The 18,671-nt window shown below is 61.8% G+C and carries 20 protein-coding genes and 1 pseudogene; 14 read left to right on the forward strand and 7 right to left on the reverse strand.

Going from position 1 to position 18,671, the window contains the following annotated elements; translation table 11 throughout:
• Position 1: 1 nt before the first annotated feature.
• The 9 genes and pseudogenes from mobA to FJ419_RS17445 all read left to right on the forward strand — a co-directional run bounded on the left by mobA (position 2) and on the right by FJ419_RS17445 (position 6,635).
• Positions 2-634: a molybdenum cofactor guanylyltransferase MobA gene (gene mobA / locus FJ419_RS17405; protein ID WP_140695842.1), complete on the forward strand. Its 633-nt coding sequence runs from the start codon at positions 2-4 to the stop codon at positions 632-634.
• Positions 631-1,146, forward strand: coding sequence for a molybdopterin-guanine dinucleotide biosynthesis protein B (gene mobB / locus FJ419_RS17410; protein ID WP_140695845.1), 516 nt, complete (start codon positions 631-633; stop codon positions 1,144-1,146). Before mobA ends, mobB begins: the two co-directional genes overlap by 4 nt.
• 151 nt (positions 1,147-1,297) lie before the next feature.
• Positions 1,298-2,083 (forward strand): ABC transporter substrate-binding protein, encoded by a 786-nt coding sequence (locus tag FJ419_RS17415; RefSeq protein ID WP_140542438.1) that lies wholly within the window; start codon positions 1,298-1,300, stop codon positions 2,081-2,083.
• Between the two features lie 78 nt (positions 2,084-2,161).
• The gene (locus FJ419_RS17420; RefSeq protein ID WP_140695848.1) at positions 2,162-2,878 is read left to right on the forward strand and encodes an ABC transporter permease; all 717 of its coding nucleotides are present in this window, start codon (positions 2,162-2,164) and stop codon (positions 2,876-2,878) included.
• Positions 2,875-3,699 carry an ABC transporter permease gene (locus tag FJ419_RS17425; RefSeq protein ID WP_140695851.1) on the forward strand — a complete coding sequence of 275 codons (825 nt, stop codon included), beginning with the start codon at positions 2,875-2,877 and terminating at the stop codon, positions 3,697-3,699. The genes FJ419_RS17420 and FJ419_RS17425 overlap by 4 nt, the downstream gene beginning before the upstream one ends.
• 178 nt (positions 3,700-3,877) lie before the next feature.
• The gene (locus FJ419_RS17430) at positions 3,878-4,747 is read left to right on the forward strand and encodes an NAD(P)-dependent oxidoreductase (protein ID WP_140695854.1); all 870 of its coding nucleotides are present in this window, start codon (positions 3,878-3,880) and stop codon (positions 4,745-4,747) included.
• Positions 4,748-4,753: 6 nt separating this feature from the next.
• Positions 4,754-5,459: pseudogene (locus FJ419_RS17435) on the forward strand (DNA alkylation repair protein).
• Positions 5,419-5,997 carry a GNAT family N-acetyltransferase gene (locus FJ419_RS17440; protein ID WP_140695857.1) on the forward strand — a complete coding sequence of 193 codons (579 nt, stop codon included), beginning with the start codon at positions 5,419-5,421 and terminating at the stop codon, positions 5,995-5,997. The pseudogene FJ419_RS17435 and the gene FJ419_RS17440 overlap by 41 nt, the downstream one beginning before the upstream one ends.
• Before the next feature lie 65 nt (positions 5,998-6,062).
• The gene (locus FJ419_RS17445) at positions 6,063-6,635 is read left to right on the forward strand and encodes a DUF3299 domain-containing protein (RefSeq protein WP_140695860.1); all 573 of its coding nucleotides are present in this window, start codon (positions 6,063-6,065) and stop codon (positions 6,633-6,635) included.
• Between the two features lie 22 nt (positions 6,636-6,657).
• On the opposite strand, the gene FJ419_RS17450 is transcribed toward FJ419_RS17445, so the two are convergent.
• The 4 genes from FJ419_RS17450 to FJ419_RS17465 form a co-directional block, all read right to left on the reverse strand.
• Positions 6,658-7,149: an Lrp/AsnC family transcriptional regulator gene (locus tag FJ419_RS17450; RefSeq protein WP_006205209.1), complete on the reverse strand. Its 492-nt coding sequence runs from the start codon at positions 7,147-7,149 to the stop codon at positions 6,658-6,660.
• Positions 7,150-7,256: 107 nt separating this feature from the next.
• Positions 7,257-7,892, reverse strand: a complete 636-nt coding sequence (locus FJ419_RS17455) for a uracil-DNA glycosylase family protein (protein ID WP_246679235.1) — start codon at positions 7,890-7,892, stop codon at positions 7,257-7,259.
• Between the two features lie 10 nt (positions 7,893-7,902).
• The gene (locus FJ419_RS17460) at positions 7,903-8,514 is read right to left on the reverse strand and encodes a glutathione S-transferase (RefSeq protein ID WP_140695868.1); all 612 of its coding nucleotides are present in this window, start codon (positions 8,512-8,514) and stop codon (positions 7,903-7,905) included.
• Between the two features lie 47 nt (positions 8,515-8,561).
• Positions 8,562-9,185: a thermonuclease family protein gene (locus tag FJ419_RS17465; RefSeq protein WP_140695871.1), complete on the reverse strand. Its 624-nt coding sequence runs from the start codon at positions 9,183-9,185 to the stop codon at positions 8,562-8,564.
• 76 nt (positions 9,186-9,261) lie between these two features.
• Here FJ419_RS17465 and FJ419_RS17470 point away from each other — a divergent pair, with 76 nt between their 5' ends.
• Positions 9,262-10,785 (forward strand): HAMP domain-containing sensor histidine kinase, encoded by a 1,524-nt coding sequence (locus tag FJ419_RS17470; RefSeq protein WP_140695874.1) that lies wholly within the window; start codon positions 9,262-9,264, stop codon positions 10,783-10,785.
• A gap of 11 nt (positions 10,786-10,796) precedes the next feature.
• Here the strand turns inward: FJ419_RS17470 and FJ419_RS17475 are convergent, their stop codons facing one another.
• A complete protein-coding gene (locus FJ419_RS17475) occupies positions 10,797-11,795 on the reverse strand; it encodes a nicotinate-nucleotide--dimethylbenzimidazole phosphoribosyltransferase (RefSeq protein WP_140696349.1) in 999 nt (332 codons plus the stop codon).
• Positions 11,796-11,957: 162 nt separating this feature from the next.
• Between FJ419_RS17475 and FJ419_RS17480 the strand changes: the two genes are divergently transcribed.
• Both FJ419_RS17480 and FJ419_RS17485 read left to right on the forward strand, forming a co-directional pair.
• On the forward strand, positions 11,958-12,191 hold the full coding sequence (locus FJ419_RS17480; RefSeq protein WP_140628016.1) for a DUF1289 domain-containing protein: 234 nt from the start codon (positions 11,958-11,960) through the stop codon (positions 12,189-12,191).
• A 10-nt stretch (positions 12,192-12,201) separates the two neighbouring features.
• Positions 12,202-12,906, forward strand: a complete 705-nt coding sequence (locus tag FJ419_RS17485) for a TIGR02281 family clan AA aspartic protease (RefSeq protein WP_140695877.1) — start codon at positions 12,202-12,204, stop codon at positions 12,904-12,906.
• A gap of 46 nt (positions 12,907-12,952) precedes the next feature.
• Here FJ419_RS17485 and dusA read toward each other — a convergent pair whose 3' ends face one another.
• Both dusA and FJ419_RS30805 read right to left on the reverse strand, forming a co-directional pair.
• The gene (gene dusA, locus FJ419_RS17490) at positions 12,953-13,951 is read right to left on the reverse strand and encodes a tRNA dihydrouridine(20/20a) synthase DusA (protein WP_140695880.1); all 999 of its coding nucleotides are present in this window, start codon (positions 13,949-13,951) and stop codon (positions 12,953-12,955) included.
• A gap of 267 nt (positions 13,952-14,218) precedes the next feature.
• The gene (locus FJ419_RS30805) at positions 14,219-14,560 is read right to left on the reverse strand and encodes a hypothetical protein (protein ID WP_181170733.1); all 342 of its coding nucleotides are present in this window, start codon (positions 14,558-14,560) and stop codon (positions 14,219-14,221) included.
• A 507-nt stretch (positions 14,561-15,067) separates the two neighbouring features.
• Between FJ419_RS30805 and FJ419_RS17500 the strand changes: the two genes are divergently transcribed.
• Complete coding sequence (locus FJ419_RS17500) at positions 15,068-15,808, forward strand: right-handed parallel beta-helix repeat-containing protein (RefSeq protein ID WP_181170734.1); 741 nt, start codon at positions 15,068-15,070, stop codon at positions 15,806-15,808.
• Positions 15,809-16,362: 554 nt separating this feature from the next.
• Positions 16,363-18,657, forward strand: a complete 2,295-nt coding sequence (locus FJ419_RS17505; RefSeq protein WP_140695889.1) for an AGE family epimerase/isomerase — start codon at positions 16,363-16,365, stop codon at positions 18,655-18,657.
• The last annotated feature ends 14 nt before the right edge of the window (positions 18,658-18,671 follow it).

Here is an 18,671-nt window from a genome sequence, read left to right on the forward strand (position 1 = left end):
GATGGACCGAAGTGTTGCAGGGACCATTCTGGCGGGAGGCCAGTCGCGCCGGATGGGCGGCGGCGACAAGCCGCTCCTTTCATTGGGCAAAGCCAGGCTGATCGACCATGTCGCCACGCGACTGAGGCCGCAGGTCGCCACACTGGGCCTCAACGCGAACGGCGATCCAGCGCGATTTGCCGGCATGGACCTGCCGGTGATCCAAGATACGATGCCGGGCCATGCCGGCCCACTCGCAGGCATTCTCACCGGCCTCGACTGGGCGGCAATGCAAACAAGCTGCCGATGGCTGGTGAGCGCCGCCGGTGACACGCCGTTCTTTCCCGACAACCTCGTCGAGCGCCTGGTGGTGGCAGCGCTCGATCGGCCCGGCACGATCGCCGTCGCCAGCTCGGACGGCAGATGGCACCCGACCTTCGCGCTCTGGCCGCTCGGCCTGCGCGACGCCTTGCGTCATTTCCTGGTCGACGAGGACAACCGACGGGTTTCCGCCTTCATGGAGCGGCACGGCCATGTCGAAGTCGAGTTCGCCATGATCGAGGCTCGCGGCCAAAAGATCGATCCGTTCTTCAACATCAACACGCCGGACGACCTTGCGGCGGCGGAGCGTCTGTTGCAAAGCCTCGGGCCATGAGACGCATATTCGGCATCACCGGCTGGAAGAACTCCGGCAAGACGACCCTGACGGAAAAGCTGGTCGCCGAACTGGTGGCGCGCGGCTGGACGGTTTCAACGGTGAAGCACGCCCATCATGACTTCGACATCGACAAGCCGGGCGCCGACTCCTTCCGCCACCGCCAGGCGGGCGCGACGGAGGTCGCCATCGTCTCCGGCCGGCGCTGGGCCCTGATGCACGAATTGCGCGAGGAAAACGAGCCGGCGCTGGCCGACATCCTGGCGCGGCTGTCGCCCGCGGACATCGTGCTGGTCGAAGGCTACAAGCGCGAAGCGCATAAGAAGATCGAGGCAAGGCGGCTTGACGCCAAGGATCGGACGCCGCTTTCGGCCAACGATCCCAACATTGTCGCGGTCGCCGCCGATTTCACGGTCGAAAGCGAAAAGCTGCCGGTTTTCCACCTCGACGACACGAAATCGATAGCCGACTTCGTCGAGCGCAGCACAGGTCTCGTGGCTCAAACCAAGTAACGCAGCGGCACATCCCGATTGTCGTTTGCCGTTGAATTGCAGTTGCTTTTTTCTCGCAAAGAGTGGGAGTATCCGCCTCAGCGGGTGGTCAAGAAACGGCCGCCCACAAGAGCCGCACGGGACAGCGGCCATGACATATGAGAGGATTATCATGCGTATTGCACTGCGTATCGCGCTTGCCGCTTCGGCCGCGCTGCTGACACTCGGCGTCGCCCAGGCTCAGGAAAAGACCCTGAGGATCGGCACCGAAGGCGCGTATCCGCCCTTCAACAACCTGACATCGGACGGCCAGCTGGTCGGCTTCGACATCGATATCGCCAAGGCTCTCTGCGATGAAATGAAGGTGAAATGCACCTTCGTCGCGCAGGATTGGGACGGCATCATCCCGGCGCTTCAGGCCGGCAAGTTCGACGCCATCGTCGCCTCGATGTCGATCACGCCCGAGCGCCAGGAAAAGGTCGACTTCACCCACAAATACTACAACACCCCGTCGGCCATTGCGGTGCCGAAGGATTCGCCGCTCAAGGGCGTGACCAAGGAAGATCTCGCCGGCAAGAACATCGGCGTCGCCACCACGACCACGCACTACAACTACGCGTCGAAGACCTTCACGGACAGCACCATCAAGGGCTATCCGAGCAGCCCCGAGGAACAGGCAGACCTCGCCAATGGCCGTCTCGATGCGATCGAGGACGACATCGTCGTGTTGCAGCAGTGGCTGGATTCGCCGGACGGCGCCTGCTGCAAGATCCTCGGTCAGCCGTCGCCGCAGCCGGTGGAAATCTTCGGACCGGGCGCCGGCATCGCCGTACGCAAGGGCGAGACCGATCTGGTCAACAAGCTGAACAACGCGATCGACGCCATCCGCAAGAACGGAAAGTACAAGGAAATCAACGACAAGTACTTCAAGTTCGACGTCTACGGCGCCGAATCCTGATCGATAAGCCAAGGGCGGTGAGGCATCCCTCGCCGCCCTTAAATCCTTCCGGGATCGCCACGGAGACACGACCCGTCAATGCCGGCCCAAAGCATTTGGACACTTCTCAGCTGGGGACCGGAGGGCTGGAGTGATGATATTGCGTCGGGCGTTCTGGTCACCATCGCGCTGGCGCTCGCCACACTGCCGATTGGCCTGGTGACCGGCTTTTTCGTCGCCTTCGCCAAGCAGCATGAAGAACCCTCGCTGCGCCTGGCCGGCAACATCTACACCACGGTCTTTCGCGGTCTGCCCGAACTGGTGACCCTGTTCCTGTTCTTCTTCGGCATGCCGCTTCTCCTGCAATATGTCGTGCGGCTGTTCAATCCCGACGCGACGATCAACGTCAACAGCTTCATCGCCGGCATGATCGTGCTGTCGCTGATCTTTTCCTCTTATGCCAGCGAGGTCTTCCTCTCCGCGTTCCGCGCCATTCCGAAAGGCCAGTATGAGGGCGGTTACGCCATTGGCCTGTCGAAATGGCAAACGATGCGGCTCATCGTCCTGCCGCAGCTGATACGCATCGCTTTTCCGGGCCTCGAAAATTGCTGGCTAAGCCTGCTCAAGGACACATCCCTGGTGTCGGTGGTCAATCTCGCCGAGACCCTGCGCCAATCCGGCGTCGCCGCGCGCGTCACCAGGCATGCCTTCCTGTTCTACAGCGTTGCGGCGCTGATCTTTCTGGCGCTGGCCGTCCTGTCGTCGATCGCCACGAGCTACATCCTGCGCTACCTCGGACGGAGGGAGGCGCGGTGAGCGTCAGCCACGCCATCGCCATCGACAAGCCGCCTCCGCAAGCGCGCGGGTGGTCGCGAGCCCGTATCCTCGGCTACGCGCTGGTCGGCATCTGGGTGCTGTTCGGCGCCGGCATCGTCGCCTATCTGGTCTATGCCTGGAACGCCGAATTCTTCGCCAGATATGCTCCCGCCTATCTGCAAGGCCTGGGGACCACCCTATCGCTGGTGAGCATTTCGATGGTCGTTGGCGCGCTCCTGTCGCTGCCGGTCGCCTATGGCCGCATGTCGAAGAACCCGATCCTGTCCGCGCTTGCCTATTGCTACGTCTATTTCTTCCGCGGCACGCCGCTGCTCGTGCAGACCTACCTGGTCTATTACGGCATCGGCTCGTTCCGGCCTGAGCTTGAGACGGTCGGGCTGTGGTGGTTCTTCCGCGAGGCTTTCTATTGCGGCGTCTTTGCCTTCTCGCTCAACACCGCCGCCTATCAGGCCGAAATCCTGCGCGGCGCCATCGAAAGCGTGACGCGCGGCCAATGGGAAGGTGCGGCCTCGCTCGGACTGCACAAATTGCAGACGCTGCGCAAGGTGATCATGCCCCAGGCGATCATCGTCGCGCTGAGACCCTATGGCAACGAGCTCATCCTGATGATCAAGGCTTCCGCGATCGTCGCCATCATCACCGTCTACGACCTGATGGGCAACGCCAAGCTCGCCTACGCAAAATCCTTCGACATCCAGGCCTATATCTGGGTGGCGATCGTCTATCTGGTGATGGTCGAGATCCTGCGCCACGGCGTCGAGTGGATCGAGCGCCGCATCACCGTCCATCTGCATCGATAATGCATGTCGCCTAAAAGTGCGCAGCGGTTTTAGGGGAAACGACATGCATAAAACAAAGACTTAGATCGCCGCCCCGGCCGTCTGCACCAGCCGAAGCGGCTCTGCGTGCCTTGACGAATTTTTCGCGTGGCCTAGACCTTCCGCCACTGGAAACTGTGTTTTGTTGGAAGGCAGGCTTATGGCATCGGTTGCATTTCTCGGTCTTGGCGTCATGGGCTATCCGATGGCCGGGCACCTCAGGAACAAGGGCGGCCATGACGTCACCGTCTACAACCGCACCATGGCAAGGGCCGAGCAGTGGGTGGCCCAGCATGGCGGCAAACTGGCGCTGACGCCGGCCGATGCGGCCGCGGGCAAGGACTTCGTCTTCTCCTGCGTCGGCAATGATGATGATCTACGCTCGGTCACCACAGGTGCCAACGGCGCCTTTGCCGCTATGAAGAAGGGCGCCGTCTTCATCGACAACACCACCGCGTCTGCCGAGGTCGCGCGCGAGCTTGACGACGCCGCGCGAAAGGCGGGCTTCTCCTTCCTCGACGCGCCGGTGTCAGGCGGCCAGGCCGGCGCCGAGAACGGCGTGCTGACCGTCATGGTCGGCGGCGATGAGGCCGCCTTTGACAAGGCCAGGCCCGTCATCGACGCCTACGCCCGGATGATCGGCCTGATGGGATCGGCTGGTGCAGGTCAGCTGACCAAGATGATCAACCAGATCGCCATCGCCGGCCTCGTCCAGGGCCTGGCCGAGGGCATCCATTTCGGCAAGAAGGCCGGCCTCGACATCGACAAGGTCATCGAGGTGATCTCGAAGGGTGCTGCCGGCTCCTGGCAGATGGAAAACCGCCACAAGACGATGAATGCAGGCAAATACGATTTCGGCTTCGCCGTCGACTGGATGCGCAAGGATCTCGGCATCTGCCTGGCGGAGGCCAATCGCAACGGCGCCAAGCTGCCGGTGACGGCATTGGTCGACCAGTTCTACAAGGATGTGCAGGACATGGGCGGCAAGCGCTGGGACACGTCCTCGCTGCTGGCGCGCCTGGAAAGATAGGTGACGATGCCTCTGCCCGATCCGAGCTGGAGCGCCGACGACGTCGTCGCTCATTTGCGTTCGGTCGGCACCGAGGACAATCGGGGCGGGCATGGCGCGCTTCGGCATCAACACCGCCAGCGCGCTCGGCGTCGGCAATTCGCAATTGCGGCCGCTGGCGCGCAAGCTGAAGAAGAACCACGAGCGGTCGCTGCAGCTCTGGAACAGCGGCATCCGCGAAGCGCGGCTGATGGCCGCCTTCACCGGCGAGCCGAAGAAGGTCGATATCGATCAATGCCGGCGCTGGGCCGCGGATTTCGACAGCTGGGAGATCGTCGACACCGTAGCGGACCTGTTTGCCGAGACGCCGTTCTGGCGCGAATTGATCGACGAGTTCGCTGGAGACAAACGCGAATTCGTTCGCCGCACCGCCTTTGCCATGCTGGCCTGGAGCGCGGTGCATCTCAAGAAAGAGCCGGACGCGACCTTCCTCGCCTATCTGCCGCTGATCGAGAAGCATGCCGGCGATCCGCGCAATTTCGTCCGCAAGGCGGTCAATTGGGCGCTGCGGCAGATCGGCAAGCGCTCGATGAGCCTGCACGCCCCTGCCCTTGCGCTGGCGGAAAGATTGGCGGCATCGTCCGACAAGACGGCGCGCTGGATCGGCAAGGATGCGGTGAAGGAACTGACGGATGCCAGACAGCTCGAAAGGCTCGCTGCCGCAAAAGCATGACCTTGCCGGGATTCGGTTCGTCGGGGTGACGCCAGAGACACGCGCCGACTTCGAAAACCTGTTCGAGCAACCCGGCGCACCGAAATATTGCTGGTGCATGGCCTGGCGCCATTCCACCCGCGAACACATTCAGAACGACGAGAAGAAGCGCATGATGATGGCGCTCATCGACAAAGGCACCCCGGTCGGCATCATCGCCGAGATGGACGGCAGGCCGGTCGGCTGGTGCTCGGTCGCGCCACGCGAGACCTACCGGAAACTCTCAAAGCAGCAGGACGACACCGAAACCGGCATCTGGTCGATCGTCTGCTTCTATGTGCCGAGGGCCCAGCGCGGCGGTGGGCTGGCCTCCGCTTTGCTTGACGCTGCGATCGACCATGCCTTCAGCAAAGGCGCACATATAATCGAGGCCTATCCCGTCGACGAGGCCGCCCCGAGCTATCGCTTCATGGGTTTTCGCGACATGTTTGCCACGAGGGGCTTCCATGAGTCCGGTACCGCCGGCACGCGCCGGCATGTGATGCGGCTGAGCCGTTGAGCATGGAGCCGGTCACGACGCTTTTACTCGATTCCGCAAATCGGCTGGCGAAGAATGGAGCGACCATGAACAAGCGTTTCAAATCATGCGCGACGCTGGCGACCGTACTCCTGTTCGTTGCTTCGGGAGCCGATGCTGCGGCCGATGTCGCGCATATCTTCTGGAAGGATCTGCGCCCCGCGACGCAGGCGATAGCCGAAGACGCGAGCCTGCCGATGATCGCGGCAAAACTGCCCGACCATGGCGAGACTTTGTCGCTCAACTTGCAGGACAAGACGATACAATTAGCCGGCTATGCATTGCCGGTCGATCGCGAGGGTGACCTCGTCTATCAGTTCCTGCTGGTGCCATGGACCGGCGCCTGCAGCCATATGCCGACGCCGCCGCCCAATCAGATCGTGCTGGTGACGCCGGCGCATCCCTACAAGATGAAAGAGACTTATGAGCCGGTGGCGGTCACAGGCGTGCTGAAGCCCGGCATGGAGAAAAGCCAGCTTTTCATCCTCGATGGCGTCTCGATGGTCCAGTCGGGCTATACCGTACGCAAGGCCGAGGTGGCGGGCGTCGACAGCGTGCCGGACACGGTTACGCTCCCGGTGAACTCGCCGTGGAATTTTCTCAACAAAAAGAAGAATTAGGGCCGATCGGGCGTGACCGGTGTCACGCCGCGTTCGCGCCCGATTCCTTGTCCAGCACCATGTAGTCGAGCGGAATTTCGGTCGTGTACTTGATCTGCTCCATGGCGAAGGACGACGAGACGTCGCGGATCTCGATCTTGGCGATCAGCCGCTTGTAGAAAGCGTCGTAGGCGGCGATGTCCGGAACCACAACGCGTAAGAGGTAATCGACGTCGCCGCTCATGCGGTAGAACTCGACCACTTCCGGGAATTCCTGGATGACCTCGGAGAAGCGCCGCAGCCATTCATGGCTGTGCGAATTGGTGCGGATCGACACGAAAACGGTGACGCGCACATTGACCTTCTCATGATCGAGGATGGCGACGCGACGCTTGATGACGCCTTCTTCCTCGAGTTTCTGGATGCGCCGCCAGCATGGCGTCGTCGACAAGCCGACTTTCTTGGCGACATCGGCGACCGCGAGCGTCGCGTCCTCCTGCAAAAGGCGGAGAATTTTTCTATCGAGGCGATCCATGGGAGGCTCCAGGGGAATAGTTTGGCTATAATCCCTTTTATCAGAGCCTTTCACAAGAAAGAAATTCTGCCGATGGCGGTAAATGCGAGTGATTTCTTGCAGAATGCCTAATCGATACGATAGCGGATTTCCGCCCTCAGGAAGGGCAGCAAATCCATTTCAAACCAGGGATTCTTCTTCAGCCAGCCGGTGTTCCGCCACGATGGATGCGGCAGCGGCAGCACTTTCGGCAGCGACGGTCGATCCCATATGGCGCGCCAGTTCCTGACCGTCTCGGTCAGTGACGGCAGGCGTGTCGTGCCCATATGCCATGCCTGCGCATAACCGCCGATGGTCAGCACTAGGTCGATCTGCGGCATCTGCGCCATCAGGTCCTGGCGCCAGGCCGGCGCGCATTCGCGACGCGGCGGCAGGTCGCTGCCCTTGGCGTCCTGTCCAGGAAAACAAAAGCCCATCGGCACGATGGCGAATTTTTCGGCGTCGTAGAACTCATCGCTGCTGACACCGAGCCAGTTTCGCAGCCGGTCTCCCGAGGCATCGGTGAAGGGCATGCCCGACGCATGCACTTTTGTCCCCGGCGCCTGACCGGCAAGCAGGATCCGCGCGGTGGAGGACGGCTGCAGCACCGGCCGCGGCGCATGCGGCAAAGGCCGGCCAAGCGGCTGGTTGACGCAGATGCGGCAGGCCCGCACCCTTTCGGCGAGGCGCTGCAGCGCTTGTCTCGTATCGGGCAGATTATCCAACTTCTGTCGCTCAGGCTGCCGCGCTCGGCCGGCTTGCAAGTGCCGCGTACCAGCGCAGCACGTTCGTGCATTCCTCCGGCACCTTGATACGCGCTGGTTTCATGAAGTCGATGGCGATCATGCCGGTGATGTCGGCGACCGAATAGGCATCGCCGGCGGCGAATTCGCGCTCCGCCAGTTCGTCGTCGAGCAGGTGCAGGAATTCGATCGCCTTCGGTTTGTTGGCCTCGCCCCATTCCGGAATTTGCGGCACTTCCCATTCCTTCATCGCCGGATGGATGTGCCGGAAAGCGGCGGCGACGCTGCTCATCAGGTTCAATTCCAAGCGTCGTTGCCACATCTCGACTTTTGCCTTGCCGAGCGCGCCCGTGCCGAACAAAGGGGGCTCGGGATGCAATTCCTCGAAATAGCGGCAGATGGCGATCGATTCGGTGATGATGGTGCCGTCGTCGAGCTCGAGCACCGGCAGGCGCCGCAGCGGATTGCGCTTAGCCACCTGCTCGCCGCGATGCTCCAGCGCGCCCATGTCGACAGGCACCAGCGGCACCGTCAGCCCCTTCTCGGCGAGGAAGACCCGCACGCGCCGGGGATTGGGGGCACGGCCGCCATCGAACAGCTTCATTCCATCCTCCAGCTTATCCACCTGATCATAAGGCGCTGGTCAGCCCATCACCAGAAGCGAACAAATTCGCGCACCGCATCGCCGAATGAGGCCAGCGTGCCATGCTTTCTCTCGATCGGCGCGTCATGATGGCTGTCGCGCCAGTCCTGCGGCTCCGCGAAAGTGCCTGCCCAGATGCCGACCTTGGCCGCTCTCGCCACCGCTTCCTCGGTCTCGAAACCGCCGAAGGCAACCGCCCATCCGGCCTGCACCTGGGCCTGGTTTAGGTCGGTGTCGCCTGCCTTGCAATCGCCGAGCAGGCGACCGTAGCGGTCGCGCTGCCAGCCGCTGCAGACAACAGGCCTGCCGGCGATCAGGCGCACCAGCGACTGCCGCGCCAGCTTGCCGCAGGGATAGTCGGCGCCGGCCTTTTGGCAGGTCTGCTGATACTCCGGAGCGTCGATGCCGCGCATGCGGATGCGCTCGGCCCCGAGCGTGATCGAATCGCCGTCATTGACGATCGCCGTGCCTTGCTCCTGGCGCCTCTCGAAGCGGTCGAGGCGTGCCGCCACCAGGATGAGCAAACCAAGCAGAAGGATGGCAAGTCCGTAGTCCAGCAGCTTGCGCCGAAGGCTTTGCGGCGAACTCGCCGCGTAGCGTCGGCGCGGTCCTCGCGGCCCGAAACGGCTCATATGGCAAACAGTCTCTTAATCATTCGAACGTAGCTTAACGAACTGACAGTCGCTGCGCGCAGAAATTGAAGTCTGTATGCCTTTGCAACGCTCGAACACAGCGGATAAATTTATTGTGGACCGCCGTAAACCGCACCGCAACAGCGATGTGGCGCGCGCGGTGCGCAAGACGCGCGACCGCCTCTCGCAGCAGGCGGGCAGCCTCGATTTCGACCGTGAACTGCTGAAGCTGCATGCGCGCGCCATGGTGGTCAGCGCGCTTGCGATCCCCTTGCTCGTGCTCGCCGTGGCGGCCATCGGCCGGCTGGCGGGTCTGGACAGCCAGATCACCATCTGGGCCATGTCGACGCTGCTTTGCTACACGATCGTCGCGTTCATGGCGCGTCGCGTGGAGCGGACCGAGGCGGCCGAACTCGACCCGGCGCAGACGCGTCGCGACTTCCTGATCGGCCATTTCCTCTGCGGCCTCGGCTGGGCGTGGTTCGCCTGGGTCGGCTGCGCCACATGCCAGATCGACCAGTTCCATGTTGCCAAGGCCATGGTGCTGCTGATCGCCATGGCGACGACGGCCGTGATGGCCTCCTCGCTTGGCGGCGCGCTGTTCGCGACCTTTGCCATTCCCGTTGCCGTTTATGTCTACACCGTCATGCGCCTGTGGACGCCGATCGAGGCCACGATGGCGGCCTTGCTCATCGCGGCGCTTCCCTTCTTCGGTTACGTGGCGCGCCATCTCAATCAGGCTTCGCTGATGCTGCTCTCCTTCCGCTCGGAGAAGGACGCGCTGATCGCCGAGCTGGAGACGGCGAAATCGATGTCGGATGAAGCAAGGCGGCGCGCCGAGGACGCCAATCTGGCGAAATCGCGTTTTCTCGCCTCCATGAGCCACGAGCTCCGGACGCCGCTCAACGCCATCCTTGGCTTCTCCGAAGTGATGGCCAATGAAGTGCTGGGGCCGATGAGCAATCCGACCTACCGCGATTATGCCCATGACGTGCATGAGTCCGGACAGCACCTGCTCGACCTGATCAACGAGATCCTCGACCTGTCGCGCATCGAGGCCGGCCGCTACCAGCTCAACGAGGAGCCGGTCGTGCTGGTGACCATCGTCGAGGACTGCTGCCACATGATGGCGCTGCGCGCCCGCAACAAGGACATCCGTATCATCCAGGAGTTCGAGGAGACCCTGCCGCGCCTCTTCGCCGACGAGCGTGCCGTCAGGCAGATCACGCTCAACCTCCTGTCCAATTCGATCAAGTTCACCCCGTCCGGCGGCGAAGTGCGCGTGCGTGTCGGCTGGACCGCCGGCGGCGGCCAATACATTTCGGTCAAGGACAACGGCCCGGGCATACCGGAAGAGGAAATCCCGGTGGTGCTTTCCGCCTTCGGCCAGGGCTCGATCGCCATCAAAAGCGCCGAACAGGGAACCGGCCTCGGCCTGCCGATCGTGCAGGGCCTGCTCGCCATGCATGGCGGCGAGTTCGAGCTTCATTCCAAGCTGCGCGAAGGCACCGAGGCGATAGCCATCTTCCCGTTGAGCCGGGTGATGGAGGAATTGCCGGCCTTGCCGACCAAGACGGTCGCCGCGCGCGGACGCCGCTGACTCGCCGGGCGCTAAAGCCGCACTGCCAGCGCCATGCCCGAGCTGGTCAGTGCCGCGGCCTTGACGATACCGGCGGCAAGAGCAGCCCCTACCCCTTCGCCATGGCTGATCCCGAAATCGAACAGTGGCCGCAATCCGAGCCTTTCGGCCGCCTTGGCGTGGCCGGGTTCCGGCGACAGGCCGGCAAGCAGGCAATGATCGAGCGCGCCGGGATTGGCCGCATAAAGGACAGCGGCAGCCGCGGTTGCCGCGAATCCGTCGAGCAGGACAGGAATCTTCTCCATGCGCGCCGCGAGAATGGCGCCGCAGATCGCCGCGAATTCGCGCCCGCCGACTCTGCGCAAGACCTCGAGCGGGTCTCCCAGACCCGGGCCATGGAATGCCAGAGCCCGATCCACGACCTCGGCTTTGCATGCCGTCATTGCCGCATCGGCGCCCGAACCCGACCCGACCCAGTCGGCTCCCTCGCCGCCGAACAGGGCGGCGCAAAGGGCGGCAGCGATCGTCGAATTGCCGACCCCGAGATCGCCCAGGCACAGGAGATCGGCGCCACCGGCGACCGCTTCCATGCCGAAGGCCATGGTCGCGGCGCAGCCGCGTTCATCGAGCGCGGCCTCCTCGGTGATGTCGCCCGTGGGGATATCCAAGGCGAGATCGAAGACTTTCAGGCCGAGATCGTTGGCGATGCAGACCTGGTTGATCGCGGCCCCGCCGGCGGCGCAGAGCTCGACTTCATTTGCGGTCGCCGCCACCGGCCGCGGCGAGATGCCGTGCCTGACGGCGCCGTGATTGCCGGCGAAGATCGCCACCAGAGGCCGATTGATCGCGGGCGGCGCGCGCCCGCTCCAGGCAGCAATCCAGGCCGCGACGTCCTCAACGCGGCCGAGCGATTCCTTCGGCTTTTCCGCTTTGGCGAAAAGCGCCCGGACGCGGGCGCTCGCCGCATCGTCGGCTGGCGGTAATGCCGCCAGAAGGTTTCGGAAATCGTCGAAAGGCTTAGCAGGCATTATGTCGGTCACGGTTCGTTGCGGAAGTCGCAAGCGGCATAGCCGCCTTCTCCACCCGGCACAACCGCCTGGACGATGCCGCGAACGCGTCGCCTTGCGGCGCAATGCGGAGGGCTTGCATTGCTCCGGCGGTTGCACCATGTGGAATAAAGGCAAGAGAACAGCATGACCGCCATCGAATCTCCCTGCATCCTGGTCTGTTCGATCGATATGAAAACCGGCTTCTGCTTTGGTTGCGGCCGCACGCGCGACGAGATTTCCGCCTGGCTCGCCATGACCCCTGAAACGCGACGATCAGTGATGGCCGAACTGCCGGCGCGGCTCGAAACGGTCGAGCGGCGGCCGCGCCGCGAAACCCGGCGTACCCGCATGGCGCGCGAGCGCGGCGGCGTTTTGTGAGAAGAAACCGATGAACCGGCTGTTCTGGATCGTCATGGCGGTGATCGGCGCCGGGGTCGTGCTGCTGATGCTCAACAATTCAGCCGGCCACACTTTCGGCATGAACAACAATGATTTCGGCCGGCTGATCTGGGTCGGCGTGCTGGTCATGGTGATCGGTGCGAGCCTGCTCCGCTCCGGCAGGCCGCTGGGCGACATGGCGCGCAATCTCGGCGTCTGGGCGGCATTCGTGCTCGTGCTGATCGCCGGCTACCAGTATCGCTACGAGTTGCAGGATGTGGCGAGCCGCGTCACCGCCGGCTTTGTCCCAGGCAGCCCGCTGGCGCTCGGCGTGGAGAATGGCCGCCCGACCGTCACGCTCGACAAAGCCGACAACGGCCATTTCGAAGCCCGGATCCTGATCAACGGCACGCCGGTGCGGGCGGTGGTGGACACCGGCGCTACCAGCACGGTGCTGACATCCGAAGATGCTCAAGCCGCGGGTTTCAACCCGGCGGCGCTCAGCTACAGCGTAGACGTCGCCACGGCCAACGGCATGGCGCGCGCTGCGACGGTCAGGACCGACGAGGTGGCGATCGGCGGAATCGTGCGCAAGGACATGTCGGTGATGGTCGCCGCGCCCGGCATGCTGGACCAAAGCCTGCTCGGCATGAACTTCATCGGCTCATTGTCGGGCTTCGACGTGCGCGGCGACCGTATGATCCTGCGGGACTGATGCGTGTCGCGCAGCAGTATGCGGCGCGACACGCATTAACCGACAGTCAGGCCGCCTCGGCTTCCACCGCCGCGAAATCGATCGCCAAAAACGCCGTCTTCAACACTTCCGGCCCGGCGCCGGGTTTGTTCGCGTCGGTGGAGAGGATCTGCCGGAAGCGGCGCGCGCCGGGCAAGCCGTGGAACAGTCCGACCATATGGCGGGTAATGTGGCCGAGCCGCCCGCCCCGCTCGACATGGCGCGCGGCATAGCCGGCCATGGCATCGATCAGCGCCGAATAATCGAAGGCGGCAGGCGTCTCGCCATAGAAGGCGGCATCGATGCCGGTCAGGATCCCCGGCGTATGATAGGCCGCGCGGCCGAGCATCACGCCGTCGACATGGGAAAGATGCGCCGACGCCTCGGCGAGCGACTGGATGCCGCCGTTGATGCCGATGAATTCGTCCGGCTTTCTGGCCTTCAGCCGATAGACGCGCGGGTAATCGAGCGGCGGGATCTCGCGGTTTTCCTTGGGGCTCAGCCCTTCCAGCCAAGCCTTGCGGGCGTGCACCCAGAGCGCATCGGCGCCGGCGGCGAGCACGCCGTCGGCGAGCGTGTCGAGCGCAGGCCCTGGGTCTTGATCATCGACGCCGATGCGGCATTTGACCGTGACGGGGATTTTCACCGCGGCCTTCATCGCCGCGACGCACTCGGCGACCAAAACCGGCGTCTTCATCAGGCAGGCGCCGAACGTCCCCGACTGGACGCGATCGGACGGACAGCCGACATTGAGGTTGATCTCGTCATAGCCGAAGGCTTCGCCGATCCGTGCTGCCTCGGCGAGCTTTGCGGGATTCGATCCGCCAAGTTGCAGCGCAACCGGGTGCTCGACAGCGTCGAAGCCGAGCAGTCGCTCGCGCGCGCCATGGATGACCGCATCCGCCACCACCATCTCGGTGTAAAGCAGCGCGCGGCGCGTCAGCTGACGGTGGAAGAACCGGCAATGCCGATCCGTCCAATCCATCATTGGTGCTATGGCAACTCTATGCTCTTGATTTTTTAGCATGTTTTCGTTTAACATCAAATTCTTAGATCCCGCCGAATGCACACGAATTTCCGCCAGAATACTACCCTTTTCGCCACGTTTCGATCTCTCATTGCACACGGAGCGCACACGAAAAATGGCCACCTACACCAAGCTCTCGTTCGGTTCATGGCGTGTCCAGGTCCGCCGCAAAGGTCGCTACGCGAGCGAGACATTCCTGCGCCGAGACGACGCCCGGCTGCCCAACGTCTTTCGAATTCGATCAAAGGAGAGATTGACGAATGACGTTCATTCATCGCGATGCGCCGCTCCTGCCGACTGAACTTGCGCCGCGGTGCTATGTTCCTGGCGACTGAGTTGCGAATCCTGCCGATCGTCAGAGTGCGGTAACCGATACGCCAACCGGCGAAGGCGAGACATAGCCCTATCCTTTTCGAGGGCAATTGAAATCTGATCGGGGTCGGTGACGCCCCGATCGAAAAGGCTCCTCACTCTACCAGCCACTTGTTCGCGATGATCGATGCGAACGATCTGATGCTTCGTGCAGAAATCGATCACAACATTTGTCAAAAAGGTGACATGAGTGGAGTCCGCCGCCCCTTTTTTTATCATCCCGGCTGCCCTGTTCAACTTGCGCGCTCCAAGTATCGAGCGGCCAAATCTTCCCTGCAAAACCGGTACCAACACCGCTGATCCGAAACGAGACATGCAAGACGGGGCGAACGGTGCTCAGTTCATCCCAGCGTACCTTTTTTTGGGTGTACTGATACACGCATGATATGTCCGGCATACCTCCTTCTGCGGGCGCATTGGATTTCGGACGGGCGTATGATGCCCGTAGCCGGCGTCTTTTATGCCACCCACGCCTCCGCCGGTTAGGCCCGGCCTGGGTGTACCCCCCGCCGGCCGGGCCGCCGCCGCTGCCGTCGTATCCTTACGTTCGGCCGATGGGACGTCTAAAAAAGCAATCGAAGCCGAATGCACTTCTCGAGATTCGTTCCGGTCGTCGCCTTATCGGCAGTCATTGTCTTCCAAGCTGGCGTCGCTTCGCATTGGAGAGGAACGGGGATCGTATCGGCGCGGACCCTTCTCCCCGTGTCAGACGGGAATAACTGGCCCGACGCCACAAACACGGGTATGCCCGCAGGACTTGTCCCGACTATCTACACAGGACCGAACGTCATTACCGTCGCCGGGACAGTGATCGAGAACAAGATCATCAATACCTACATTGAGGTGAGGGCCAAGAGCGTCACGATCCGTAACAGCCGAATAGATTTCGACGGGTGGCATCCGATCTATGCCCACGAGGGTGCCGATGGCCTAACGGTCGAACGCTGCACGATTACAGGTCACGGTAAGACCGGCGGCTCCTACGGCATCGACACCAGTGACATATCTGGCTCGACGCTGATCGGGAACAACATCGCTGGCTACGAGAACGGTATCACGCCGGGATCAAATGCGGTCATAAAGGGTAATCATATCCATGACCTGCAAGCAGGCGGCGCTGACCCGCACTATGACGGCATCCAACTGGGCGGGCATCCAAAGGTGCAAACCAATGTTCTGATTGAGAACAACACGATCATCGGACGTGACAATGCTGACGTGTGGATCACCAACGACTTCGGCTCGATAAATGGAATCAAGGTCAACCACAATCAACTATTAGGCAAAGCGTCGGGAACTGGCCCCAACGTCTCGCTGCCCGTGTTCACGGTTTATGTCGACGGGGCGAAGCCAAACGGCACAATATCTGGGATAACAATCACAAACAACGTTATCCAGCGCGGCGTTTATGGCTTCATTGACATTGACAGCGCCAGCAATGTCACAGGATCCGGTAACGTGGACCCGTTTGCCAGCCCTATCTGATTGCGTCTGACTGCGCGACCACAATCTTCTTGACGGTGTTTCGCCGATTGTTTCGATTGCGAAACCCCGCACCTCGCCGGCCGACGGTTTCGGTGAGCGTTCCACCCAGCGCCGCAAATAATCGTGAGGCCGATTTGCGATATCCAGCACAAGGATCGCGGGGGGCCTGGAAATCTCTTGCCCAATCCCAATGATCGTCCAGGGCGCCTAGTGACATGACAGTGGCTGGCTTTGGTGCGCAAGGCTTGCAAGCTCTGAGGGGTCGTCGCCGTTCGTCCAATGGCCAAGCCCATTTGCTCCTGAGCTAAGGTCGACGAATGGGAGGGTATGACAGCCTAGGCTGAAGGCTAACACATCCTTTTGGCTGTCTTATCCGGTGATCGCCTCTGAAGCAGGCAACACAATTATCCGAATTCACTAAGGGCTCGGTGCCGACAGGCTACTAGAATGCGCGTCATGCGGGCCGGCGAGACATCTTTGCCGCGGGTATCCATTATTTTCGAGATCGGTGCCCACCGTGGAGCTTGCGACCGAATTATGGAGAGGGCTGCATCATGCCGGACCGGATCGTAAGTTTCGTCATGAGCGGAGGCGTGGGTTCCAGGCTGTGGCCTCTTTCGCGGGAGGATAACCCCAAGCAATTTCATGATCTTTCCGGCGACGGGTCGATGCTTGTGAAAACGGTGCGACGCCTGAAGGCGCGACCGAGTGGCGATACTCCGATCCATCTGATCGCATCGGAGAGACACGCCGATCGAATTCTTTCCGACATTGTTCCACTGGGTTTGAATGGCGGCAGACCGGTTTTCGAGCCCGTCGGCCGCAACACCGCTGCGGTGGTTGCCCTGGCCACGCTGATAACTATTTTCGACTACGACCACGACACGCTTCTGCTTGTGGTCCCCTCGGATCACGAGATATCGACCGAACTCAAATTCTGGGAAACGGTCGAGTCAGGCAGATTCGCTGCCGAGCGCGGCGACATCGTTGTATTCGGGATCAAGCCGACACACCCCGAAACCGGATACGGGTACATCGAGGTGGCGGCAGAAGGTGGCGCAGTGGCTGCGGCGTCGCGTTTCGTGGAAAAGCCTGACGCCGAAACGGCTCAACATTACCTGTCGTCGGGGCGATTTTATTGGAATGCCGGTATTTTCCTTTTTCGTGCCGAAACCATGCGGCGGGCGCTCCTCGAATTTCGGCCGGATATCTGGGAGACGGCCGAGAGAGCTTTTCGAGGCGCGCGCACCGATGTGTCGGGAACCTATATGCCCCGGAGCTTGTATGAAGCCATTCCTTCTGTCTCGATCGACTACGCGGTGGTGGAGAAGACGCGCGAGATCACCATGGTCGCGGCTACTTTCGGCTGGAGCGATCTTGGGTCGTGGCAATCACTGCTCGATGCGAGCCCAACCGACCGCGATGGCAATGTCATGGTGGGCGATGTCGTCGCGATGGATTGCGACAGTTGTTATCTGAGAAGCCAAGGCAGGCTGCTGACTGTCATCGGGATGAAAGATGCGGCGGTGGTGGCAACTGCAGATGCAGTGTTTGTTGCCCCCGTCAGTCATAGCCAGAACGTCAGGAAGGTTGTCGAGCAGTTGGAGAAGAGCGGACGCCTCGAGACGAAGCTCACACCCTCGGAAGATCGCGTCATCATCAGCGGATCATGGCGCAAGCGCGTCAAGCACTGGCTATTTGATGAAACCCTCCCGCTGTGGTCCACGACGGGGGTCGACTATGTGCACGGCGGCTTCCACGAGGCACTGAGTTTCGATGGCAGGCCGCTTGGTAAGCCCAAGCGAATGCGGACCATGGCGCGCCAAATCTACGCTTTCGCAGTGGCCAAGGAACGCGGTTGGATGGGACCTGCCGACAAACTTATTGATCACGGCATCAACTTCATAGCCAGACACGGTCGCACCAACCGCGGTGGATGGGTTCGCGCCCTTCAGCCCGACGGAAGTGTGAGCGACCCGGAAGAGGACACCTACGACCATTCGTGCGTGTTGCTAGCGCTTGCCCACGCGCATCGATGCAGCCACCCGGAGGCCTTGCGGCTCGCCGAAGAGACACTTCATTTCGTTGACACTCACCTGGAAGACGCCAGCTTAAACGGCTTCCTCGAGACCCCGGGCTCGAAAACTGTGCGGTACTCGAATCCTCATATGCACATGCTGGAAGCTTTTCTCGCTTGGTACAACGTCACGGGAGAGCGGTCGCATTTGCGCAGAGCGGCACGCATCATCGATCTCTGCCGCTGTCATTTCTTCGACGCGGAGAGTTGGACTCTCGGGGAGCGTTTCGACCTCGACTGGCAACCTTTACCGGGCAACGACGGCCAGTGGACGGAGCCCGGACATCATTTCGAATGGGCATCCCTGCTGGTGGAATTTTCGCTGTTAAGCGGTCAGAAAGACTTAGTGCCGCTCGCGAGAAAACTCTACTCCTCGTCAATATCAAGTGGATTGAACCGGGCTACTGGTCTGGCTTATGCGGCTGTGTCGCGAAGTGGAAATCCTCTTGATCGCATTTCGCGCAGTTGGCCACAATGCGAGGCGGTGAAAGCGGCCTGCGCGCTCGACGGCGTCGGCGGACCAGACTTAAAGCCCGAGATAGAAGCCCGCGTCGCCCGCCTGTTCAGGTGGCATATCGATCCCGCGCCAGTAGGCCTGTGGATCGACAGGATTGATGAAAGGGGGCGAGCGGCTGCGACCGAGGTCCCGGCAAGTATCTTCTACCACCTCGTAACTGCGTTGATCCAGTATCTCGACAAGACGGAGGGGCTAGTCGAGGCATTCACGAAGCCGGAAACCGACAACACCGGTCTCGCACGGGTTTACGCCTGACTTTACGTTATCGT

This window comes from Mesorhizobium sp. B2-6-2, from assembly GCF_006440615.1.
In the GTDB taxonomy this organism is placed as follows: Bacteria; Pseudomonadota; Alphaproteobacteria; order Rhizobiales; family Rhizobiaceae; genus Mesorhizobium.